Below are 19,771 nucleotides of genomic sequence, written 5' to 3'. Positions count from 1 at the left end.
TTCACAAGCAAATGGCGGGCTGATGCGCAGGCCGGAAGGGCGGCTCACACTCACGATCCTACGGCCAACCCGACATCGAATTCAGGAGGCGCCGTCTGTCGGGCGAGCGCCCGAGCCTGACAAAATAAAAGCAAGGAACCGGGTCAGCACCACGTCGAACCGCTCGTCAGGCAGGTTGCACGAGTCAGCGGCGCGCCGCGACTGCATTCCTTCGCGCAACGCCACCAGGCCAAGCGCTAGCATCTCCGCCGGAAGCGGCAACTGCGCTCCGGTGCATTCTGCGATCGTCGAGATGCAGCCCGCCATATGCTCCTGCTGCTTTCGAAACAGTGAGCAGAACTTCGCGCGGAACCGGTCGTCTCGGGCCGAGTGCAGTTTCGCTTCGATCCACAAGAGATACGACTCGGGCTGGTCGTTCAACAGTCGAAAGCAGTCGAGGGATGCCGCCATCATGTCTTCGCGAGTGGTGCACCGATCGAAGATCCACTGTGCGTCAGCTTCGACCTTGTCGTGATCGCGCTGAAGCAATTCGAGCAGCAGATCCGTTTTGCCTTCGAAGTTCGAATAGAACGCGCCGCGCGTATATCCGGCTGTGGCCGCGATATCTTCGACGCTCGCTGCAATGAAACCCTTCGTCGAAAAGATATCGCGCGCTGCATTCAGCAGACGTTCGCGCGTCTGCTCCTTTCTTTGCTCTCTGGTCAGGCGCTTCAGTTTCACTGGCGGAAGATCTCGTTGGAATGTGCGGCGCGCTGTTGAATTGCGTACCGCACATTGACGCCTTTCTCGATCAGCTTGTCGGTCAACTCCTTCAATGCATGCCGCGCACGTGCCACCGCAAGGCCATACCCCGGCCCGGCACGATCACCACGCTTTCCGCATTACCGGGCATGAACGCAGCGTCATCGGCGGAACCGGACTTCACCGGCCTTTGCTCCGTCGCACCCGCAGTCGCACCGCCCGCCTCGCCACCAAACCCGCCGAGAATCACGTTGTCGAACGACCGGTTCATCGCCTTGCACATGATGTACGACAGAATCGCACCCGACGAACCCACCAGCGAACCGGCAATGATCAGCATCGCGTTGTTCAGCGAGAAGCCGATTCCCGCCATCGCCCAGCCCGAGTACGAGTTCAGCATCGACACGACGACAGGCATGTCCGAGCTGCCGATCGGAATGATGATCAGCACGCCGAGGCAGAATGCGATCAACGTCATGGTGATGAACGGCAGCCAAGATTGCATGAGGAAGAAAATCACGCCAAAGCTGATCATCGCAAGCGCGAGCAGCAGGTTGATCAGATGCTGGCCCGCATAGACGAGAGGCGCGCCCTGGAACAGCCGGAACTTGTACTTTCCCGACAGCTTGCCGAACGCGATCATGCCCGACGAGCTTTTGACCGTTTCAGGCGTGGCAGCGACGCGTTGCTCACCGCTCCTCTGCTCCTTCGGAATACCGATTCTCAAATGAGTCATCTTCTTCACTTATCGTCCGTCGGGGGTGGGTCGCGCTAACGCGCGCCGTCTTGCGCGCGCTCCAGCGCACAATAGCCGTAATACATCGCCGCCATGAAGTACGCCCACGAGCACAGAGCTAGCGTATAAAAGTTGAACACGACGTTCGTCTCTTCTCCTGGGATCTTGTAGAAGTCGTAGATTCCCGCGATGCCGAGCGAAGTGACCAGCGCTACGGTCACGGTCATCGCGTGGAACATCGCTCCGGTGCTTATCAGTCTCGCGATGAAGTAGAGGAGATAGATCGAAAGCAGGATCCACATGGTCAGATAGTAGTAGGGAAGAAATCCCGCTATGAAATCCGCGCCCACCAGAACGAATGTCCCAGCAAAGCAGGCCGCGAAGACCAGCACGTCTTGACGAATCGATGGCTTGTAGCCGTGTGTTATCGCCATCAGGCCAGCGACGGCAATGACCGGCATGCCGAATCCGCGTGAGAAAGCGTCGAAGAAATGCGATATCTCATACGACACTGGCGAGCCCGTCGCAAAGAAGCCGACCGCATTCGTTGCGGATACACCGACGACCCATAGTTCCAGACCGAGAAGGTAGTTGCGCTTCTTCACGAACTTCCAGCCGTAGGTGAAAGAACTGAGCGCTAGCAGGACGCTGGAAATGACCAGAACGAGAGATCTTTGATCCATGATTGAATTCCCAAAACCGGATGCGCAGAGTTGATCAATTGTTGGCAGGTTCCAGGCTCGCCAGATAGTTGGCAATAGCCTTGAGATCCGCGGGAGAAGTGCGTGTCGAAATGCTCTTCATCATTCCTGTCGGCTCGGTCCGCGCGTCCGATGCGAACGCGCGAAACTGTGCCATGAGATAGTCGTAACCTTGGCCGGCGAGACGCGGAAACTGATCATGTCCCATGAGTCGCGCACCGTGGCATGCCGCGCAATTGCCCGCGGATACCAATTGCCGGCCTCGCTCACTCAGTTGAGGGTCCGCCTTGAAGTAACGATTCGTGATGGGCGTCACCCTGGAAAAGTAATCTGCGAAAAATTTAATCTGCGTGTCGCTCATCGTCATCGCCAGCGGCTCCATGTTCGGATTGCGCCGGGTCCCGTTTGCAAAGCTGTGCAACTGAGTCTCCAGGTATGGCGCCGGCTGGCCCGCCAGGCTCGGATAGCCTTGATGTTGTGAATTGCCCTTCACTCCATGACACACCACGCACGCGTCGGTCACGTGCGGCCACGCGCCTCCGTCCGCCTGATATGCCTCTGCTGACGTCGTCACATAGTTTTGAAGTCGATAGAGACCGAGTAAATCCGATCCGAACACAACAAGCAGGAGGACGATCAACGCGAGAGCGCCGAGCAATGCATATTTCTTCATTAGAGGTCTCCTAAGCTCGACGAAGCGCGTTCAGCGCCTGCAGGGCGCCGAGACGCCCAGAGCGCACGGCGCCGTCCATGTAGCCGGCCCAGATATCGGCAGTCTCCGTTCCCGACCAGATCAGGTTGCCGCATGGCGGCCGCAGCGCCTCGCCATGCTTGCTCCAGAAGCCCGGCGGTATCGCAGAGATGCAGGTGATCGTCCAGGGGTCGTCCCGCCCCCAGTCCTGATCGTGATAGGCCACTGGCGACAAGGCCTCCTCGCCCAATGCCTGCGCATAGAGTTCCATCTGCATGCGCTTTGCCGCATCCCGATCCGAAGGCACCATCGCTGTACTGATGAATGCATTGACGACGCCGATTTCTCCGCCAGGAGGCGAGTTGTCAAACGCCCAGAAGATGGGACCATTGACCTGAAAGATGCTGCCGTTCAATCCCTTGTCTCGCCAGAACGGACGGCGATAAACCATGGCCGTCTTGCGCGCCGGCGAATGAGCAGGCCAGGCGCGCTGTAGCGCGGCGCGCTTTTCAGGCAGCGGCGGATCGAATTGCACCTGATGACACAAAGCGGGATGGATGGCCATGATGACCTTCCGGGCCCGTACTCTTTCGCGATCCGTGTGCAACGTGATGACATCGCGATCCCAGTCCGAGATCCGGCGCACCGGAGACGACAGACGCACCTTCTCGCCGAGCTGCTCCGCCATCTTGTTGCTGAGGATTTGCGATCCTCCGATGAAGCGTGTTTCCTGCGCGCTGTGCCTGATGCTGTCTAGCTGCTCGTACTCGCAGTCCGCTGAGTTGATCATCGAAAGAAAATGCAGCAATCCCATCTTCGCCGGCGTCGATCCGCCAGAAAGGGAAACGCTCGTATTCCAGCCCATCCGATCTTCGGGCTTGATGTTCTGACCGGCCAGCCAGTCACCGACCGAGAGCTTGTCCAGTTCGCCGGCTCTCGCGGATTTCCAGGGCGCACCGGAGGGAACCTCGCGCGATAGCTTGCTCAGTCTTGCACCGACTGCTTCATCAGTGCCGAATGTACCCCTCAGATCGATCTCGACTCTGCCGTTGCCGCCAAGGATGACCGTCTTTCCCTTGTAGTAGGTGGGGAATGTGCCGACATCCAGTTCGCGGGCGAGATCCGCGACTGCCGTCTGGCCGGGACCTATCCACTGCCCGCCCACCTCGGAGACGTATCCGCCATCGATGTTGTAGTTGAGCGTCCGGCCCCCGACACGGTTCCTGGCTTCCAGCACCAGGAAAGACCCGCAGCCCGCCTGCCGCAGGTCTCGTGCCGCGGTCAGTCCCGCGAGCCCCGCCCCCACGATGACGACATCGAGCACATCGGATGAGCCATGCGCCGGCGTGACAGCCTCTGCGGACGATTGCCTCGCAGCCAGTGCGATCGTACCGGCTGCGGCCGAGGCGCCCGCATATTTGAGCCATTGCCTGCGCGGCAGGTTCGCGGAACGATCAGAAGAAAATTTCTTTGCCATATCTGCGTGTATTGCTCATTTGCAATCCTAATTTATGATCTTGCTCAATCGCCTTGCAGGAAAATCGTCATCTATTCCTGTGCCCATCCGTTCTGATACAGCTTTCCTGCCAGCACGCCCAGACGCAAGGTGAGGTGGTAGTTCTCGCCATCTTCGATCAGCGCAGACCGGGCATCGCGAAAGATCTTCTCGATTGGAAATTCGCGCGTGGTGCCATTGCCGCCAAAGAGCTGGAACGCCTCGTTCGTGATCTTCATCGCTTCATCCGTGACGCTGACCTTGGCCTGCGCCGTCACGTACGGGTGACTCTGCGGCGACATGCGCGCATAAGCGAGGCTGCGTCGCGCGATGGCGCGCGCCATCTCAAGACGGCGCAGCATGTCGCCGACGCGCAATTGGGTCATCTGATGCTCGATCAGAAGCGCTCCACCTTGCCTGCGTTGATGGCAATAAGCCAGTGCGAGTTCGAACGCAGCGCGGGCGACGCCGACGAACACCTGGCACATGTGCGTGCCGGCGTACGACCAGGTCGAAGCCAGATTGCCGAGATAATCGTCCTTCAATGCAATCGCAAAGCGCTTCGGCACCCTCACGTTGTCGAAATAGATTTCGCCCTGCGGCAGCGAGCGCTGGCCAATCTTGTCGAGCGGCTTGCCGCGCGAAATACCTGGCAGATCGAGCGGAATGATCACGCCCAGGCCGTTGGTAAAGGCACCATGTTCGCCCGCGCCGTAGTAGCCGTCGCCGTAATCCGCAGCCATGTAAGCCAGCGCGACCTGTGCGATCGATCCGTTCGAAATCCACGCCGAGCTCTGGCCGTTGATGATGATTTCGTCGGCCCCTACTTTCGCCGTGACGTTCCCAGTCGGCTGCTTCCCCGCCGCGCTGAGTTCATCGCGATAGAGAATCGCGGCGTCCGTACCACGGTCCGGCTGCGTGTTCATCCAGCAGCCGATCTTGCCGGTGCACATGTCGATCAGTTCCTGATTGCCGAGCGACTGGGCCATCATCAAAGGCGCGGTCGCAACGCCGATCGAGATTGCGAGCCCCGCGTCGCCCCAACCGAGCTCCTCGCCGATCATCGATTCGATGCGCACCGCGACCTCGGGCGGAAACTGCGCGATGAGTTGCGGATCAAGGCCGAGCTTTGCACTCTCGAACATGGCCGTCCAGTACGGCGACCCGGGAGCGATGACGTCCTCGGGCGTCATGCGATCCAGTTCCCGGCCGAGCGGGTTCAGCACGTCCCGGGCAAAACGATGGACGGTGTCCTGTATCGCTCGCTCCTCTTCGCTCAACGGAGTTTCAAAACCGGTCAGACCGGCCAAGGGCAACGCTACGGACTTGTGCAGACGAATCATTTCAGTGTTCCCCTCTTCTGGACGGATATCACCCGTCTTGCCGAAATTCCTGCTCGACGGTTAATAGATAACAATACAAAACATAGGTAACTCTACAAAACTAGTTGTTGAAAAAAAAGACAGGGTATTCCCCTGTCTCCGCTATTGCCGTGCTTGCGCCTCGGGCGGCTAGGCGGCCTCGACGTCCAGCGACTTTCCCCACACGAGGCTACGCGCGACCGCAAGGAAGGTCGATTCGAATCCTCGCATATAGGCGCGCTTATTGCGCGCGGTTCCGAGATGGAGCGTCATGCCGTCGACCATCGAAATGAGCAATACGGCGATGTGGGCGCTCTCGGCCGCCCCACGCTTCGGGTTCACGGAACGAATGAGCTCGGCGAACTCTTTCGTCAGCGTGTCGTACCACTCGTCGCGCATTTGCGCGCACTCGGGATCAGTGGAGGCGAGCGAAAAGAAATGCCACCACAACGGAATATTCTTCGAATCCTTCGCGTCCTGAAGGGACATGTCCAGGATGGCCTCGATCGTCTCACGCGGCGAAGCATTGTCCTTGAGCGCGCGTTTCAGCGCATCGAGATAGCCTTCGATGACGGGCGCCATGACCGCGCGCAGGATAGCGGGTCTTGTGGGGAAGTAGTACTGGAGATTGCTGACGCTGATTCCCGCGCTCAGAGCGACAGCACGCTGCGAGAATTCCATCGGGCCATTTTCGAGCAGAAGCTTCCGTGCAACGCGCACGATGGCGTTGCGCGTCCGTATGCCTTGGGCCCGCAGGCCGTCGGGCGGCGTTGCCGAAGATACTGCGCTCGATGTGCGCCCCTTACGGGTGGTGCGCTGCTGATTTGGCACGGTCATCGTTTCCGCCTTGATTGCAGTGGTTCTCATCGTGAAAGGAGAGGGTCACACTGACGGTTCTCTGGGTAAACATGACTATACCTTACAACGGCCTCGCATCATGTCGGCGGGCCTAGGCAACGCGTACCTTGTTGTTGAGCCGATCGTCGAGCATGTTCGCGACGCCTAACACGCTGTTTATCGCGCACCATCGCAACGGCTCGGGCCACGTCGATGGCGTGCGGTGATGCAGTCCTGCGAGCAGTGGATTCCCGATGCCACGAATCTGTTCGGCGATCATGTGTCCCACCATCGACTGGCTGGCGACGCCGTGTCCCGAACACCCGGCTGAGTAATAGATGTTCTGGTTCGTCCCCGTCGTGCCGACAACCGGCAGCGCATCATTGGCCAGGCTGATGTAGCCGCTCCAGCATGCGCGCAGCGCGATGCCATTCAAGGCCGGAAAGCGATCGTGCAGCGCCGTCCTCAACTCGCGGTAGTGGCCGTCGTCCCGCACATTCGGGGTCTTCGATCCGTAGGGGTAGTGGATTCGCTTGGTAGTCGCGACGAGCGTGTTGCGTGCGGTCAGGCGATGACTTTCCATGGTCCAGTGCGCCGTCACGATGCCTTCGCGCCGCGGCCAGCCCAGCGCCCTCAGTTGGGCTTCGGAAAGCGGCTCGGTCTCGATCGCCGAGACCCTCAACGGCACCACCTTGTTCACAAGAAGGCCCAACTGCGGCGTGTAGGCGTTGGTCGCGAACATCAGCACGGGGGCGCTCGCGCTGCCTCGCGGCGTGCGTACCTTGATGACGGGGCCATCGGTCCAGGATAGCAGTGGCGTGTTCTCGCAGATCCTCACGCCGGCGCGCAGCGCGGCGCGCCTCAAGCCCACCACGTACTTGCCGGGATCGAGCGTGCCGCCGCGGGACACATAGTTGCCGAACAGAAACGCCGGCGGGATTCCGCGGGCGCGCATTTCCGCCCGATCCAGAAACTCGGATTGAAAGCCCAGCTGGGCACCGATCCGCATGCCCTCGCGAACTTTCTTCTCCTGAGAAGGATCGATGCCTGCGCGGATCAACCCGGACTGGTTGTAATCGCAGTCGATCTTGTGCTCTTCGAGCTTTCCTTCGACGAAGTCCACGGCCTTTTCATAGAAGCTGACGATGTTCCTCGCCTTGTCGTGACCTATGCGTTTGAGGAAGAGGTCATATTCGAGTCCGAGGGCGCCCGCAAGATACCCTGCATTGCGCCCGCTCGCACCAAAGCCGGCGAACTCCCGCTCCAGCACGACCACGTTCACGCCATGCGCGACCAGCTCCAAGGCCGCGTAAAGGCCGGCGAAACCGGCGCCGACGATCACGACATCCGCACTAACGTCGCCCTCCAGCTCAGGCTGCGGGTCATCCGGTCTTTCCACCCATCCGCCCAGCGTCCGATACTTGTCCACGTCGCCCCCCTTCATCAAGTTTTGCTCAGAATGTGGATCGCGAGCGCGGCTTCCTCGACGCCCTGCAAGCCGCCGCCGTTTTCCTGAATCGCGTGATGCGCGCCCGGCACTTGCCGGACACCGGCTTCCCCGCGCAGCTGAGTGACCAGTTCGTAAAGCTGACCGATACCCGTCGCGCCCAGCGGGTGGCCTTTCGATTCGAGCCCGCCAGAAGTGTTGATGGGAATGCGCCCGCCTAGCGTGAACTCGCCGCGCTCGGCAGCGGGTCCGCCTTCACCGAGCCGCGCGAGCCCCAGGTTTTCGGCCTGGATGATTTCCCCCATCGCCGAGGCGTCGTGCACTTCCGCCACGTGCATGTCCTGCGGACCGAGTCCCGCCTGCTCGTATGCCTGCAGCGCGGCGAGGCGGCCGATGCTCTGCTCCGGCTGGTCGGCACGCCGATGCGTGAAGCTTCGAATCACGCTCGCCGCAATCCGGATGCATCGGTCACGGTCCGCGCCGATGCGCTCGAGTCCCTCTTCGGTGCACAGGATCGCCGCGGCGGCCCCGTCGGATATGGGCGCGCACATCGGTAGCGTGATCGGATAAGTGATGGGCGGAGCAGCGAGTATTTCCTCGATCGTGAACGACTGCCGGAACTGGGAGTAAGGGTTGTAGGCGGAATGCAGATGATTCTTCGACGAAACCGCCGCGATCTGGCGCTGCGTGGTGCCGTACGTCTTCATGTGATGCCGGCAGAACGCGGCATAGATCTTCATGAAACGGCTGTACGGCCTGTCGGACTCAGATCCGGGCGGCGGCTCGATGCCTTCGCCCAGCTTTGCCAGCGTCGCGAAGTTCTCATCGACGCGGGATACGTCCCAGCCCGCATTGAACAAGGCGAAAGACTTTGCCTTGTCTTCGACGTTCATCTTTTCCGCGCCGAGCGCGAGCGCGACATCGCAGGCGCCGGCCTTGAGGTGCTGGACGGCGAGATGCACCGCGGTGCTGCCGGATGCGCAGGCATTCTCGACGTTGAACACCGGAATCCCTTCGATCCCCGTCTTGCTGAAGACGACCTGCCCCGGAATCGACATCTGGCCTTGCAGCGCCCCGTTCGTGATGCCCGCATAGAAGGCCGCGCGCACGGCATCGGCGCTGCATCCGGCGTCCTCCAGCGCGCCGCGCAGCGCCTCGCCCGCGAGGTCGTCAAGGCTGCGCTCGAAGTGCCGGCCGAACACGGTCATCGCAATGCCGGCGATATAGATTTTGGTCATGATGGTTGAACTCAGATTCTGCGTTGCTCACCCTGCCAGTACTGCTCGCGCAGGTCTTTCTTCAACACTTTGCCGACCGTGCTGCGTGGCAGTGCGGCGACGAAGTCCACGCTTTTCGGCGTCTTGACCGAGCCGAGCTTCTCCTTGCACAGCGCGAGAAGTTCTTCGGCGCTCACGCTCTGGCCCGCGTTCAGCTCCACGACCGCCTTTACGGCCTCGCCCCATTTGTCGTCGGGCACGCCGATCACCGCGCAGTCCTGCACGGCCGGATGCGCCCAGATGACCTGTTCGACTTCGCTCGGGTACACGTTGAACCCGCCGCTGATGATCATGTCCTTCTTGCGGTCGGTGATATGCAGATAGCCTTCGGCGTCGATATGGCCGATATCGCCCGTATGCAGCCAGCCGTCGATGATCGTCTCAGCGGTCTTGTCCGGCGCCTTGTAATAGCCCTTCATCACGAGATCGCCGCGCACGCATATTTCGCCCGTCTCGCCTTGCGGCAGCTCGTCGCCCCGATCGTTCACGATCTCGACGCGAATGAGCGGATTGGGACGCCCAACCGACGACAGGCGTTCGTCGGGCGCCAGCTTGCCATCGACGAAATGCTCGGCCGGCGTCAGGTAGGAAATCGACGCCGGCGCTTCAGTCTGGCCGTAGCCGCCCGTCATGACTGGACCAAACACGTCGATCGCGCGCTTGAGCTTGTCCACCGACATCGGCGCGGCGCCATACAGAAAGTATTTGAGCGAAGAGAAGTCGCGCTTCTCGATGCCCGGAATATCGAGCAGGCGATAGATCACCGTGGGCGGCAGAAAAAACTCAGTCACGCGATGCCTTGCAATCGCGAACAGCAACTGTGCCGGGTCGGGCTTCGTCAGCACGACGACCGTGCCGCCGCGCGCCGTGCATGGAAGCGACAGCATCCCGGCGGTATGGGTCATCGGCGCGGCGGCGAGATTTACGGGACGCCCGGTGCCGTAGTGGAACGCCATCATGAATTGCGCGAAGTACGACTGAAACGCGCGATGCGTATTCATCACGCCCTTCGGCGTACCTGTCGTTCCACCCGTTGCCGAGAGCGTGACGACGTCGTCCATGTGGTAGTCGACAGACGGTTTAGTCGAAGGCTGATTCGCGCTCCACGTTGCAAGCGATGGCGCCCAGGGCAGGTCCGCATCGATACAGATCCAGAGCGCGACTTTCGGCAGGCTGGGACGCAATGCGTCGATCGCGGGTGCGAACGCCTGATGAAAGAACAGCACTTCGCAGTCGAAGAAATCGAGAATGAACTGGTTCTCGGCGGGCGCGTTGCGTCCGTTGACGGGTATCCAGGCCATCCCCGCACGCCAGAGCCCCAGCGTGCAGGCCCAGGCCGTGACGTCGTTATCCGCCCAGACGGCCGCTTTCGCTTCCTTGGCGAATCCGGCGGCAAGCAGCCCATTGGCGATGCGGCACGAGAGTTCGCCAATCTCCTGGAAAGTATGGCTGCGCTCGTCCTGAATGTAAGCGATACCCTCGGGGTTGATGCGCCAACCCCGGTCGAAGAAATCAATGATTGCCATTTCGCGTGTTCCCTTGATTCGGTTCGGATAGGGCAACGTGGATCAAAGCTGCGACACGGACGCACGCGCGAGCCCACGCTGCTCCAGGAACCCGAGCAGGTAACGATGTCCGAAGGCTTTCGAGCCGGACGCGAAGCCGACCTTCGCCGTCTCGCCATCGAGCAGCTTGATCGCGCAGGCCGTCTGCAGCGCGCCCGTTGCGATGTACGGCGTGATCCCATAGACCGTCGCGCGCACAGACGCGAGTTGGCCGCGTCCGATCGCGAAATCGACGGTGCGCTGAACCGTCGTGCGTTCGCGCGGCGGCATGGAGGGCGTGGTGGAATCAACCACCTGCTTCAGAATCGCGTCCTGCTGCTCGCGCGACAGATGCCGGTACTCAGCATCCCATTTCTGCCCGAACGCATGCACCGCCTGCATCACGTTGTTGTCGTAGAAGCCCACAGCCGAAATGCAGCTGCGCACCCGCGAATCGTGCTCGAAGTGAACCGGCAGCGACGTGCCGCCCCAAGGCAGACAGAACACCGGCTGCATGAACTCAGCAGAAGCGACGTTGAACGATGCGTTCGCCGCGTGTGGTGTGAGCTTCTTCTCCCACAGGTAGCACGCTTCCTGGCGATAGCCTTCGAAAATCGTCGCCGTCGAGCCCACGCTCACGCCGGCCGCCGCGCGCGGGCCGCGTGTCAACGTGGCCGTTTCCAGTGCATCGACACCGGGCGTTTCGAGCGCCAGTTCGGCGGCGATTTCGGCGTACGAGTACATGTAGGCGATCGACGGCGACACCAGCAGCCCCGCCTCGCGATACAGCGCGCCGAACTTCTCGCGCACCGAGCGGATATAGCCCTGCTCCCCGGTCGTGTCGAGATAGTGGCAGCCCGCCTTGAGCGCGGCCTCGACGGCGACCAGCCCGAAGTTGTAGAACGGCCCGACGGTGTTGCACACCACCCTGGCGCCGCGGAACGCTGCCGTGAGCGTCTCGACATCGTGTTCGGCTTCGATGATCTCGTAGTTCGCGGACTCGAGACGCACCACACGCTGCGCCATCATTTCCTTCGCTCGGCTTGCGTTGCGCGCGACTGCCGTAAAAGGTATGTCCTGGTCGATCAGCCAGTCCATGATCAACATGCCGGTATAACCACTTGCGCCATAAACAACCACGGGATGCTTTGCCATGTTTTCCTCCAGAATCGTGATTTCTCGAAAGTTGCGTCGATCAAATGCTGGACGGTGCCAGCAATGCCTGCGATGCAGGCGGTCGGCCATGTCGCCATGGACCGGCCTTTATTTAGAACATCATGATTAACTTAGTCATAGTTTCATATTTAAAGCCGTTGAAAAAAGACAGGGATCTCCTGCCTGCTTGCCTGTTTCCTTTTCTGTAGAGACGAGGCCGCTATTGCGTGCCGGAAGCCAGCTCCTCCGGCGCGAGGCCGGCGAGGTAACCGGCCACCGAACGGATGTCATCATCGGACAATGTGGCCGCTATGCCATTCATCGCGCCGCGCGGGTCATGACGCCGTCCGGATTTGAAGGCGGCTAGCTGACTTGCCAGATACGCCTCGCCCTGGCCCGCGAGGCGAGGCGCCTGATCTTTGCCCAACAGCGATGCACCGTGACAGGCCTGACAGCTTCTCGCCTGGATCAGGGCAAGCCCCCGCATCTCCAGCGCTTTGTCGGCCTGATGCGTTTCGTTTCTGGCGGGCCGCTGCTGGGCGAAATAGACGGCCAGCGACTTGATCTGCTCGTCGCTGAGCGCGCGCGCGAGCGGACCCATGTACGGGTTATCGCGCTGTCCGCTGGCGAACGCGTGCAACTGCGCGACGACATACGCTTGCGGCTGTCCGGATAGCGCCGGATACCAGGAATTGAACGACTGGCCGTGCGGTCCGTGGCAAAAGAAACACGTCTCCTGCGGCTGCGGCCACTGGCCGGCATTGGCCTCCTCCGTCTTGCCGATTTCGCTCATGGCCGTTTCGAAGCGCATGCCGTCGAGATAGTCGCGTCCATACAGGACGCCCACGCCCGTCATTCCCGCAACCGCAAGCACGGCGCCGATGATCATCGCCCGCTTCATCTAGGCCACCTCGCTTCGTTGGGCGAGACCCGCCAGCGCCTGCAAGGCCGCACGGTGGCCAGAGCGAACGGCACCATCCATCGAACCGGCCCATAGGTCGGCGGTTTCGGTCCCCGACCAGATGAGCCGGCCGACTGCGGGATGCAACGCTTTGCCCCACGTCGTCCAGAAGCCCGGTGGCAGTGGGTGGATACATTGGAGCGTCCAGGGGTCGACGCGCCCCCAGTCATGATCGTGAAACTGTTTGGGTTTCAGCGCCTCGGCACCGAACGCCTTTGCGTAGGTCGATGACAGAATCTGCTCGGCCGCCCGCTGATCGCTCGGCAGCATGCCCGGTGCGACGAATGCAGCGAGCACGCCGACGGAGGCATCCGGCGGCGAGTTGTCATACGCCATGAAGATGGGACCACCGACCTGAAGGACCATGCCCGAATAGCCGGCGTCGCGCCAGAACGGTTTCTCGTAGACGTGCACCGTCTTGCGCATAGGCGCACTGGCGGGCCAGTTCTGCTGCAACTGTGCGCGTCCTTGTGGCAGCGGTGGATCAAAAACGACCCGGTCACACAGAGCCGGATTCATCGCGACGATCACCCGGCGCGCGTGTATCACACCCTGATCGGTATGCAACTCGACGACGTCGCGATCCCAGCCCGCGATCTTTCGCACCGGGCGCGAAAGCCTCACTTTGTCACCGAGCTCGTTCGCCATCTTGATACTGAGAACCTGCGACCCTCCAACGAAGCGTGTTTCCTGCGCACCGCCTTTGAATGCTTCGAGCTGCTCGTAGTTGCAGCCTGCGCTGTTGATGATCGAAAGGTAGTGCAGCAGGCCGAGCTGGGCAGGCGCACCGCCCAGGGTCAGCTTCGCCGCCAGGGCGAGAAAATACCCTTCCTCGTATTTCACGCCCTGCTGCCGCAGCCACTCGCCGTAGCTCAGCTTGTCGAGCGCCGTTGCGTCCTTCGCTTTCCACGGTGCGCCGGACGGCACGCCGCGCGCCAGTTCGCCGAGCCTGGCACCGATCGTTTCATCGCCACCGGTCCCGCCGTGAAAGTCTTGGGCGACGCGCGCGTCTCCCGCCAGCACAACGCTCTTGCCCGCATACCAGCTCGGAAACGTATCGACTTCGAGTTCGCGCGCGAGATCGGCGATGGCCGTCTGACCCGGACCGATCCACTGGCCACCCGCCTCGGATACCACGCCTCGGCCCAGATCGTGGTTATACGTTCGTCCGCCGACACGATTACGCGCCTCCAGCACGACGAGCGATTCGCACCCGGCGCGTCGCAGATCGCGCGCCGCAGTCAGTCCCGCGAGTCCGGCGCCGATGATGGCGACGTCCACCACGCCCCCCTCTCCCACGGGCTTTGACGCGACGCCCTGCGCCAGCGATACCTTATCGGCTGCCAGCGATGCAGCGCCCGCTGCTGCAAGGTGAAGGAACCGGCGCCGGCTCTGTCCGCGCGGTTTGGCTATCGTTTTCGGTTCCGCATCGACTTCCATCGTGCTCCTCCTTTCTCCATCGTTATCAGTACCGCTACATACAAACAAGGCAGCAAGGCGAACATGCTCAGGGTTCTGTCAGCACGCCGTCCTGCGAGAACAGGATCGGCTTTCCGCCCGCATCGGGGAGCGTCGCAGTCAGCGTCGCGCGATCGGCACGCTGCGAGACCTCGAACGACGCGTTGCCCGCGCGCTGCTTCAGCACGAGACCGTCGAGACCCACGCCGATGACGCCGCTGCGCGTTGCGACGAGATCGGTAACAGAGCTTTTCGTGCCGGCGTTCAGCGCGGACCAGCTCGCGCCGCCGTCACTACTCTCGAACAGACTGCCGAGCAGACCGCCCACTACGATGCGGCCATCTGGCAGCGCCACGCCTGCCCACAACGAGCCTTTGCCGCCCGTCCGGAGATAGGTCCAGGTCGCACCGCCATCGGTCGACCTGAGTACAGTTCCCTGTTCCGCGGCGATATAAAGCGCGCGCTGGGCGTCGGCGAAAACGTGATACAGATTGCGATCCGCCTTCCCGCCTCCCGGCGGCTTCGGGAGGACCGTTCTCGTCCATGTCCTGCCGCTGTCGTGCGTCGCGAGCATGAGCGACCACAGGCCGACCGCGATCCCGTCCTGAGCGCTCGTAAAGAGCACGGAGAACAGCGGCTGGTCTACAGACAGGTCGATACGCTGCTTCTCCCAGGTCTCGCCGCCGTCGCGGGTCGCGAGAATCACGCCCCATTGGCCCACAGCCCAGCCGTGCGTGGCATCGATGAAGGTGACAGCGGAAAGCGTCGCGGACACGGGTACATCGCGAACCTGCCGCCAGTTGCGTCCATCGTCGTCCGACAGGATGATGACGCCGTGCTCGCCTACGGCAACCATGCGCGTGCCGGCACGCGTCGCGTCCGTGAGCATCATGTGCGATGGCGCGCTCCACGCATGAGCCGGCATGCCGGCCCATACCGCAGTCGTGCCAGGCGGTTGTGCGAACGCGACCAACGACGCGCATAGCGCCGTACAGGCGAACAGTGTCTTGATCATGGCTGAGTCTCTTTTATCGTAAGTGCATGGGCTTCAGTGGCTGAACAGGCCGGGCGCGCGCGCCGGCTTGCGGCGCGGAAACCAGCGCTCCAGCACCGACGCCAGGGCCGGCAGTGCCGTCATGGCCATCAGCAGGTTGACGAGAAACATGAATGCCAGCAGCTTGCCCATGTCCGCCTGAAACTTCAGTGCCGAGAAGCTCCAGGTCGCCACGCCGACGGCCAGCGTGATCGCCGTGAAGATCGTCGCCACGCCCACTTCGAGCATCGCGTGCTGAACCGCCTTCACAATGTTCTGACCGCCTGCGAGATGCACCTGCAAGCGGTTGTAGATGTAGAACGCATAGTCCACACCGATACCCACGGCCAGCACCATGACCGGTAGCGTCGCCACCGTCAGCCCGATCTGCAGTTCCTTCATGAACCAGTAACCGATGAACGTTGCGACCGTCAGCGGCAGGCAGCATGCGAGCATCGCGCGCCAGTCGCGGTAGGCGAGAAACACGAGGATCAGGATGGCGGCGTAGACATAGGGCATCATCGGCAACTCGCTGCGTGCCACCTCTTCGTTGATCGCGGCAAGCACGCCCGCGTTGCCTGCCGCGAGACGCACGTTGATGCCCGGAAATACGTGCGACGCGCGGTACTGCTTCACGTCGTCGAGAATGCGGCTGATCGTCGTGGCCTTGTGATCGGTCAGAAACAGGTGGACGGCCGTCATGCCGCAGTTGCCTTTCATGAATCCCTTCACGCGTCCGGCATCCACCGACACGGCGCCATAGTTTTCAGGGTCGATCGGCACGACGTTCATCTTCGGATAGTCTTCGTTGTAGCCTTGGTTGTAGCGGCGCAGCATCCCTGAATACGACTGCACCGATACCACGCCCGGCTCGTTGCGCAGCGCGCTCGTCAGATCGTCTTCGTAGAGTCCGACGGCGGGGTTGTCGCAGGCCTTGCCATTCGACTCGATCGCGAGCGTCAGCCAGTCGAGACCGATGTCGTAGTTCGCCGCGATCGAGGTCGCATCGCGGTTGAAGCGTGCGTCCGCGCGCAGTTCGGGCGCACCCGGCTGGAGTGTGCCGATCACCCGATCGCGACTTTGCCATGCGGCCAGCACGAACACCGCGATAGTCAGCGCGACTGTCAACGTCGCATATTTCGGCTGCGCGACCCGCGCCAGCCCGCGCAGCCATGACGAGCGCCGCTCGCTGCGTTTGAGCGCGCTGTCGGCATAGTCCTTTGTAAAATTGAAGCATGATGCCGCGACCGGAAGCAGGACGAGGTTCGTCACGATCTTGTAGCCGACACCGAGCGACGCCGTGATGGCCAGCTCGCGCACCATCGGAATCGGAATCAGCAGCAGCGTGATGAAAGACACGAACGCAGTGAAGAGCGCCAGCACACCGGGGATAAGCAAACCGCTGAAGCTATCGCGCGCCGCATCGAACGAACTGTTGCCATGCGCGATCTCACGCACGATGAAGTTGACCTGCTGCACGCCGTGAGAGACGCCTATCGCGAACACCAGAAACGGCACCAGCACGGCGAGCGGATCGAGGCCGAAGCCCAGCAGCTTGAGCGTGCCGAACTGCCAGACCAGCGACGTGAGCGAACAGGCGATCAGCAGCACCGTGAAGCGGATCGAATGGCAGTACCAGTAGACCGCTAACGCTGTCAGCAGAAGCGCGATACCGCAGAAGCCCAGCACGGCCGTGGCGCCATCGGCGATATCGCCAATCTGCTTCGCGAAGCCGATGATCTGGATTTCGTAGCCCGCGTCCTCGAACGGCTTGCGGATCTGCGCTTCGAGCAAATGGTTGAACGCGACGTAATCGAGCACCTGGCCGTTGCGATCGCGCTCGTTGAGCTCCGCCGTGATCATGGCGCTGTCTTCATTATGCGAGACGAGCGTGCCGACATAGCCGCCCTCTGTGGTCGCCCGGCGGATACTGGCTACGACGTCCGAAGTAAGCTGGGCGGGCGTGATCGTGCCGGAGATGATCGGCTCGGCGCGGAACCCTTCATCCGTGATCTCGTTCACGTACGCGTTCGGCGTCCAGAGCGACTGCACGCCGATGCGATCCACGTTCGGCAGATACGTCACCGCCTGCGTTACATTGTACAGACGCGTCAGCCCCTCCTTCGTCCAGATGGAGCCGTGGCGAGCCCGCACGACGAAGGTAATTCGGTTCGCACCGAGCAGATCGGAGCGATACTTCTGGAACGTCCGGATGTACTCATGGCCGACGGGCATCTGCTTCTCGAAGCCCGCGTCCATGCGCAACTGCACCGCGAAAACCGCCATCGCGATCGTGAACACTCCGGTCGACACGAGCACGGCCGCGCGGTAGCCGAAGAACAACTTTTCCAGCGTTTTCACAAGACGATTCAGCACGGCATTCTTCCTTCAAATGTTTCGATAGCACGCGGCATCAGCCCACCTTCCGGCGCTGCACGGTCAGAAATTCCGTGTCACGAACATCCCGACAAAATTGCGGTCCGCATACGGCTGACCGACGGTGTTGTGTCCGCCCCAGAACAGCGTGTAATTGATGCCCGCCTGCCACTTGGCCGGGTTCTGGTTGAAGAGCACATAGAGGTTTAGCGACTTCGCGCCTTGCATGTAGTTCGCAGTGAGCGTCGGCGTATAGCCGTAGAGTCCCGTGGCGAACGTGACGCCCGGCGTCACCTGCCAGCCGTGGATCAGCGAACCGTCGTAGGTCCAGTTGAAATCGATGGTGGTGCCCACGGAACTCGATGTACCCTGTGCCATACCGATCGGGTAGCCAAGGTTCGAGTTGTTGTTCAGCCACGGGAAATAGCCGGCCTGCGGCACTTGCCTGACGGCTTGCCCGTCGACCGTGCGGGTCACGCCGTTCGAACTCAAACCCGGGTAGTAGATCCACGTGAGTTCCGCTGTCAGCGTCGCAGAATCCGCTCCGATCAGCTTGAGAAACGGATACTCGCTGCGCGTCAGGGCCAGGATGCCGTTGATGTCGAACTGGAACCGCTTCATCTCGGCCCACTGCTGACAGTTGACGCCAGCCACACCATTCGTGTTCAGGTCGAGCGGGCCCCCGGCGCCATAGCAGCTCGACAGCGCCACGGCGTCATGCGGTCGGTACGACAGTTCGGTGCCGATGGCCCAGTCGCCCCACCCGAAATTCGCGCTGACGCCGAAGAGTTGGCGGTTCTGAAGATACGACCATTGTTCGGTGCCGTTGGCCAGTGATGAAAGTACCGGCGATTTGTCCGTGTAGTTGACGTAGTAGAACGCGAAGTTCGCGCCGAACGAACGTGGCGAATAATTGAACTTGAAGCCGAACTGCGGCTTGTACTTCGACGGCGATTGCCATGACACGGGAAGACCGATATCGTTGAAGGGCGGCCCGGCAAAGGCGCCGTTGACGAGGCCCGTATTGATCCCGTCGAGGACATTCTGGTTGCCGCTGTTCGGTCCGGCGATCGTGCCCGCACTCGGGCCCGCCACATTGAGGTTGTTCGTGCTGATGGTGAGCGGCTGCGTGCCGCGACCGAGGCTATTCGTCGTCGACCAGTACGATCCGACGGGCGGGTAGCGGTTTCCGTTCCACTGAAACTGGTAGTAGTCCTCTGTGCTAAAACCATGCGAAAGATCGGCGGCGAAGCTGATCATCGGCGCCGGAAGCAGCGCCTGCTTGAGCTGCGAACCCGGCACTAGCAGTTTCTGGATGTCGAGAGAATTCGTCGCGTTGATGCCGCCCATCGCGTACATGCTCTCGCCCCAGTTGATCACCTGGTTGCCGACCCGAACGTGTGCAGGATTCCCGGCAATCGTGAAATCCTTTTGGGCCCAGAGATCGAGCAGCTGCGCATCGTAGACGACCTGCGCAGACGCAGTGCTCGACAGCGGCGTTCTCGCGGTGTCCTTTGCGAGAAAGTCGTACATGCCCGTGCCGCGGATCATGAACTTGAGACCTTCGCTTGGCATCTTCAACAACAACTCGCTCGTCGCGCTGATATAGGCGCTGTATGCCTGTCCCTTGCGGTAATTCAGGTCGCCGTTATCCCCGAAGCCCCATTGATTGGTGTTAGCCGCTGCTCCGCAACCGGCCGAATTGGGATCGCCCGTGAGCGAGCAACTCGGATTTTTGGTCCGGATCGCCGCGCCCGCGGTCAGGTTGGTCACCCATGATGCCGTGAGATCGTTGAAGCCGGTTGTGAAGTCGTAACCATACGCACTCGATGCTGCCGTTCCGAGTACAGCCAGCGATACCGCAACATACCTGTCGATGATCTTCGTTGTCATGGTCTGCCCCACCGTCCCTCTCATTGCCGACGCACGCGCTCGACGTGCGTCGGCCCCCTTGTCGC

The 19,771-nt window shown here is 61.5% G+C and carries 16 protein-coding genes and 1 pseudogene; 1 reads left to right on the top strand and 16 read right to left on the bottom strand.

Annotated features, from left to right (window positions below):
- Positions 1–81: 81 nt before the first annotated feature.
- Positions 82–624 (bottom strand): TetR/AcrR family transcriptional regulator, encoded by a 543-nt coding sequence (locus J8I87_RS23755; RefSeq protein WP_313065616.1) that lies wholly within the window; start codon positions 622–624, stop codon positions 82–84.
- On the opposite strand from J8I87_RS23755, the gene J8I87_RS46045 reads away from it, so the two are divergent.
- Positions 511–759, top strand: coding sequence for a hypothetical protein (locus J8I87_RS46045; RefSeq protein ID WP_313065617.1), 249 nt, complete (start codon positions 511–513; stop codon positions 757–759). The genes J8I87_RS23755 and J8I87_RS46045 overlap by 114 nt on opposite strands.
- On the opposite strand, the pseudogene J8I87_RS23750 reads toward J8I87_RS46045, so the two are convergent.
- The 15 genes and pseudogenes from J8I87_RS23750 to J8I87_RS23680 all read right to left on the bottom strand — a co-directional run.
- A pseudogene (locus tag J8I87_RS23750) lies at positions 759–1,393 on the bottom strand (NAD(P)(+) transhydrogenase (Re/Si-specific) subunit beta); the annotation flags it as partial. The gene J8I87_RS46045 and the pseudogene J8I87_RS23750 overlap by 1 nt on opposite strands.
- A gap of 119 nt (positions 1,394–1,512) precedes the next feature.
- The gene (locus J8I87_RS23745) at positions 1,513–2,160 is read right to left on the bottom strand and encodes a hypothetical protein (protein ID WP_209934405.1); all 648 of its coding nucleotides are present in this window, start codon (positions 2,158–2,160) and stop codon (positions 1,513–1,515) included.
- Positions 2,161–2,194: 34 nt separating this feature from the next.
- Entirely contained in the window at positions 2,195–2,851 is a 657-nt protein-coding gene (locus tag J8I87_RS23740) for a cytochrome c (RefSeq protein WP_209934404.1), read from the bottom strand.
- 10 nt (positions 2,852–2,861) lie between these two features.
- Positions 2,862–4,346 (bottom strand): flavin monoamine oxidase family protein, encoded by a 1,485-nt coding sequence (locus tag J8I87_RS23735; RefSeq protein WP_209934403.1) that lies wholly within the window; start codon positions 4,344–4,346, stop codon positions 2,862–2,864.
- A 71-nt stretch (positions 4,347–4,417) separates the two neighbouring features.
- Positions 4,418–5,707: an acyl-CoA dehydrogenase family protein gene (locus tag J8I87_RS23730; RefSeq protein ID WP_209934402.1), complete on the bottom strand. Its 1,290-nt coding sequence runs from the start codon at positions 5,705–5,707 to the stop codon at positions 4,418–4,420.
- A 168-nt stretch (positions 5,708–5,875) separates the two neighbouring features.
- Positions 5,876–6,562: a TetR/AcrR family transcriptional regulator gene (locus J8I87_RS23725; protein WP_209934401.1), complete on the bottom strand. Its 687-nt coding sequence runs from the start codon at positions 6,560–6,562 to the stop codon at positions 5,876–5,878.
- A gap of 112 nt (positions 6,563–6,674) precedes the next feature.
- Complete coding sequence (locus J8I87_RS23720; RefSeq protein WP_209934400.1) at positions 6,675–8,006, bottom strand: FAD-binding oxidoreductase; 1,332 nt, start codon at positions 8,004–8,006, stop codon at positions 6,675–6,677.
- Positions 8,006–9,247, bottom strand: coding sequence for a thiolase family protein (locus J8I87_RS23715; RefSeq protein ID WP_209934398.1), 1,242 nt, complete (start codon positions 9,245–9,247; stop codon positions 8,006–8,008). Before J8I87_RS23715 ends, J8I87_RS23720 begins: the two co-directional genes overlap by 1 nt.
- A gap of 11 nt (positions 9,248–9,258) precedes the next feature.
- Positions 9,259–10,812, bottom strand: a complete 1,554-nt coding sequence (locus J8I87_RS23710; protein WP_209934397.1) for a class I adenylate-forming enzyme family protein — start codon at positions 10,810–10,812, stop codon at positions 9,259–9,261.
- A gap of 42 nt (positions 10,813–10,854) precedes the next feature.
- Complete coding sequence (locus J8I87_RS23705) at positions 10,855–11,985, bottom strand: saccharopine dehydrogenase family protein (RefSeq protein WP_209934396.1); 1,131 nt, start codon at positions 11,983–11,985, stop codon at positions 10,855–10,857.
- 220 nt (positions 11,986–12,205) lie between these two features.
- Positions 12,206–12,886: a c-type cytochrome gene (locus J8I87_RS23700; protein ID WP_209934395.1), complete on the bottom strand. Its 681-nt coding sequence runs from the start codon at positions 12,884–12,886 to the stop codon at positions 12,206–12,208.
- Entirely contained in the window at positions 12,887–14,386 is a 1,500-nt protein-coding gene (locus J8I87_RS23695) for a flavin monoamine oxidase family protein (RefSeq protein ID WP_209934393.1), read from the bottom strand.
- 67 nt (positions 14,387–14,453) lie between these two features.
- A complete protein-coding gene (locus J8I87_RS23690; protein ID WP_209934392.1) occupies positions 14,454–15,419 on the bottom strand; it encodes a YCF48-related protein in 966 nt (321 codons plus the stop codon).
- Positions 15,420–15,452: 33 nt separating this feature from the next.
- Complete coding sequence (locus J8I87_RS23685; protein ID WP_209934391.1) at positions 15,453–17,813, bottom strand: efflux RND transporter permease subunit; 2,361 nt, start codon at positions 17,811–17,813, stop codon at positions 15,453–15,455.
- Positions 17,814–17,876: 63 nt separating this feature from the next.
- Entirely contained in the window at positions 17,877–19,706 is a 1,830-nt protein-coding gene (locus J8I87_RS23680; RefSeq protein ID WP_209934390.1) for a DUF1302 domain-containing protein, read from the bottom strand.
- Between the last annotated feature and the right edge of the window lie 65 nt (positions 19,707–19,771).

Origin of the sequence: Paraburkholderia sp. LEh10 (genome assembly GCF_017814945.1) — a bacterium.
Classification (GTDB): domain Bacteria; phylum Pseudomonadota; class Gammaproteobacteria; order Burkholderiales; family Burkholderiaceae; genus Paraburkholderia.
The sequence above is the reverse complement of the archived record's forward strand: the minus strand, read 5'-3'. Positions and strand labels throughout refer to the sequence as shown.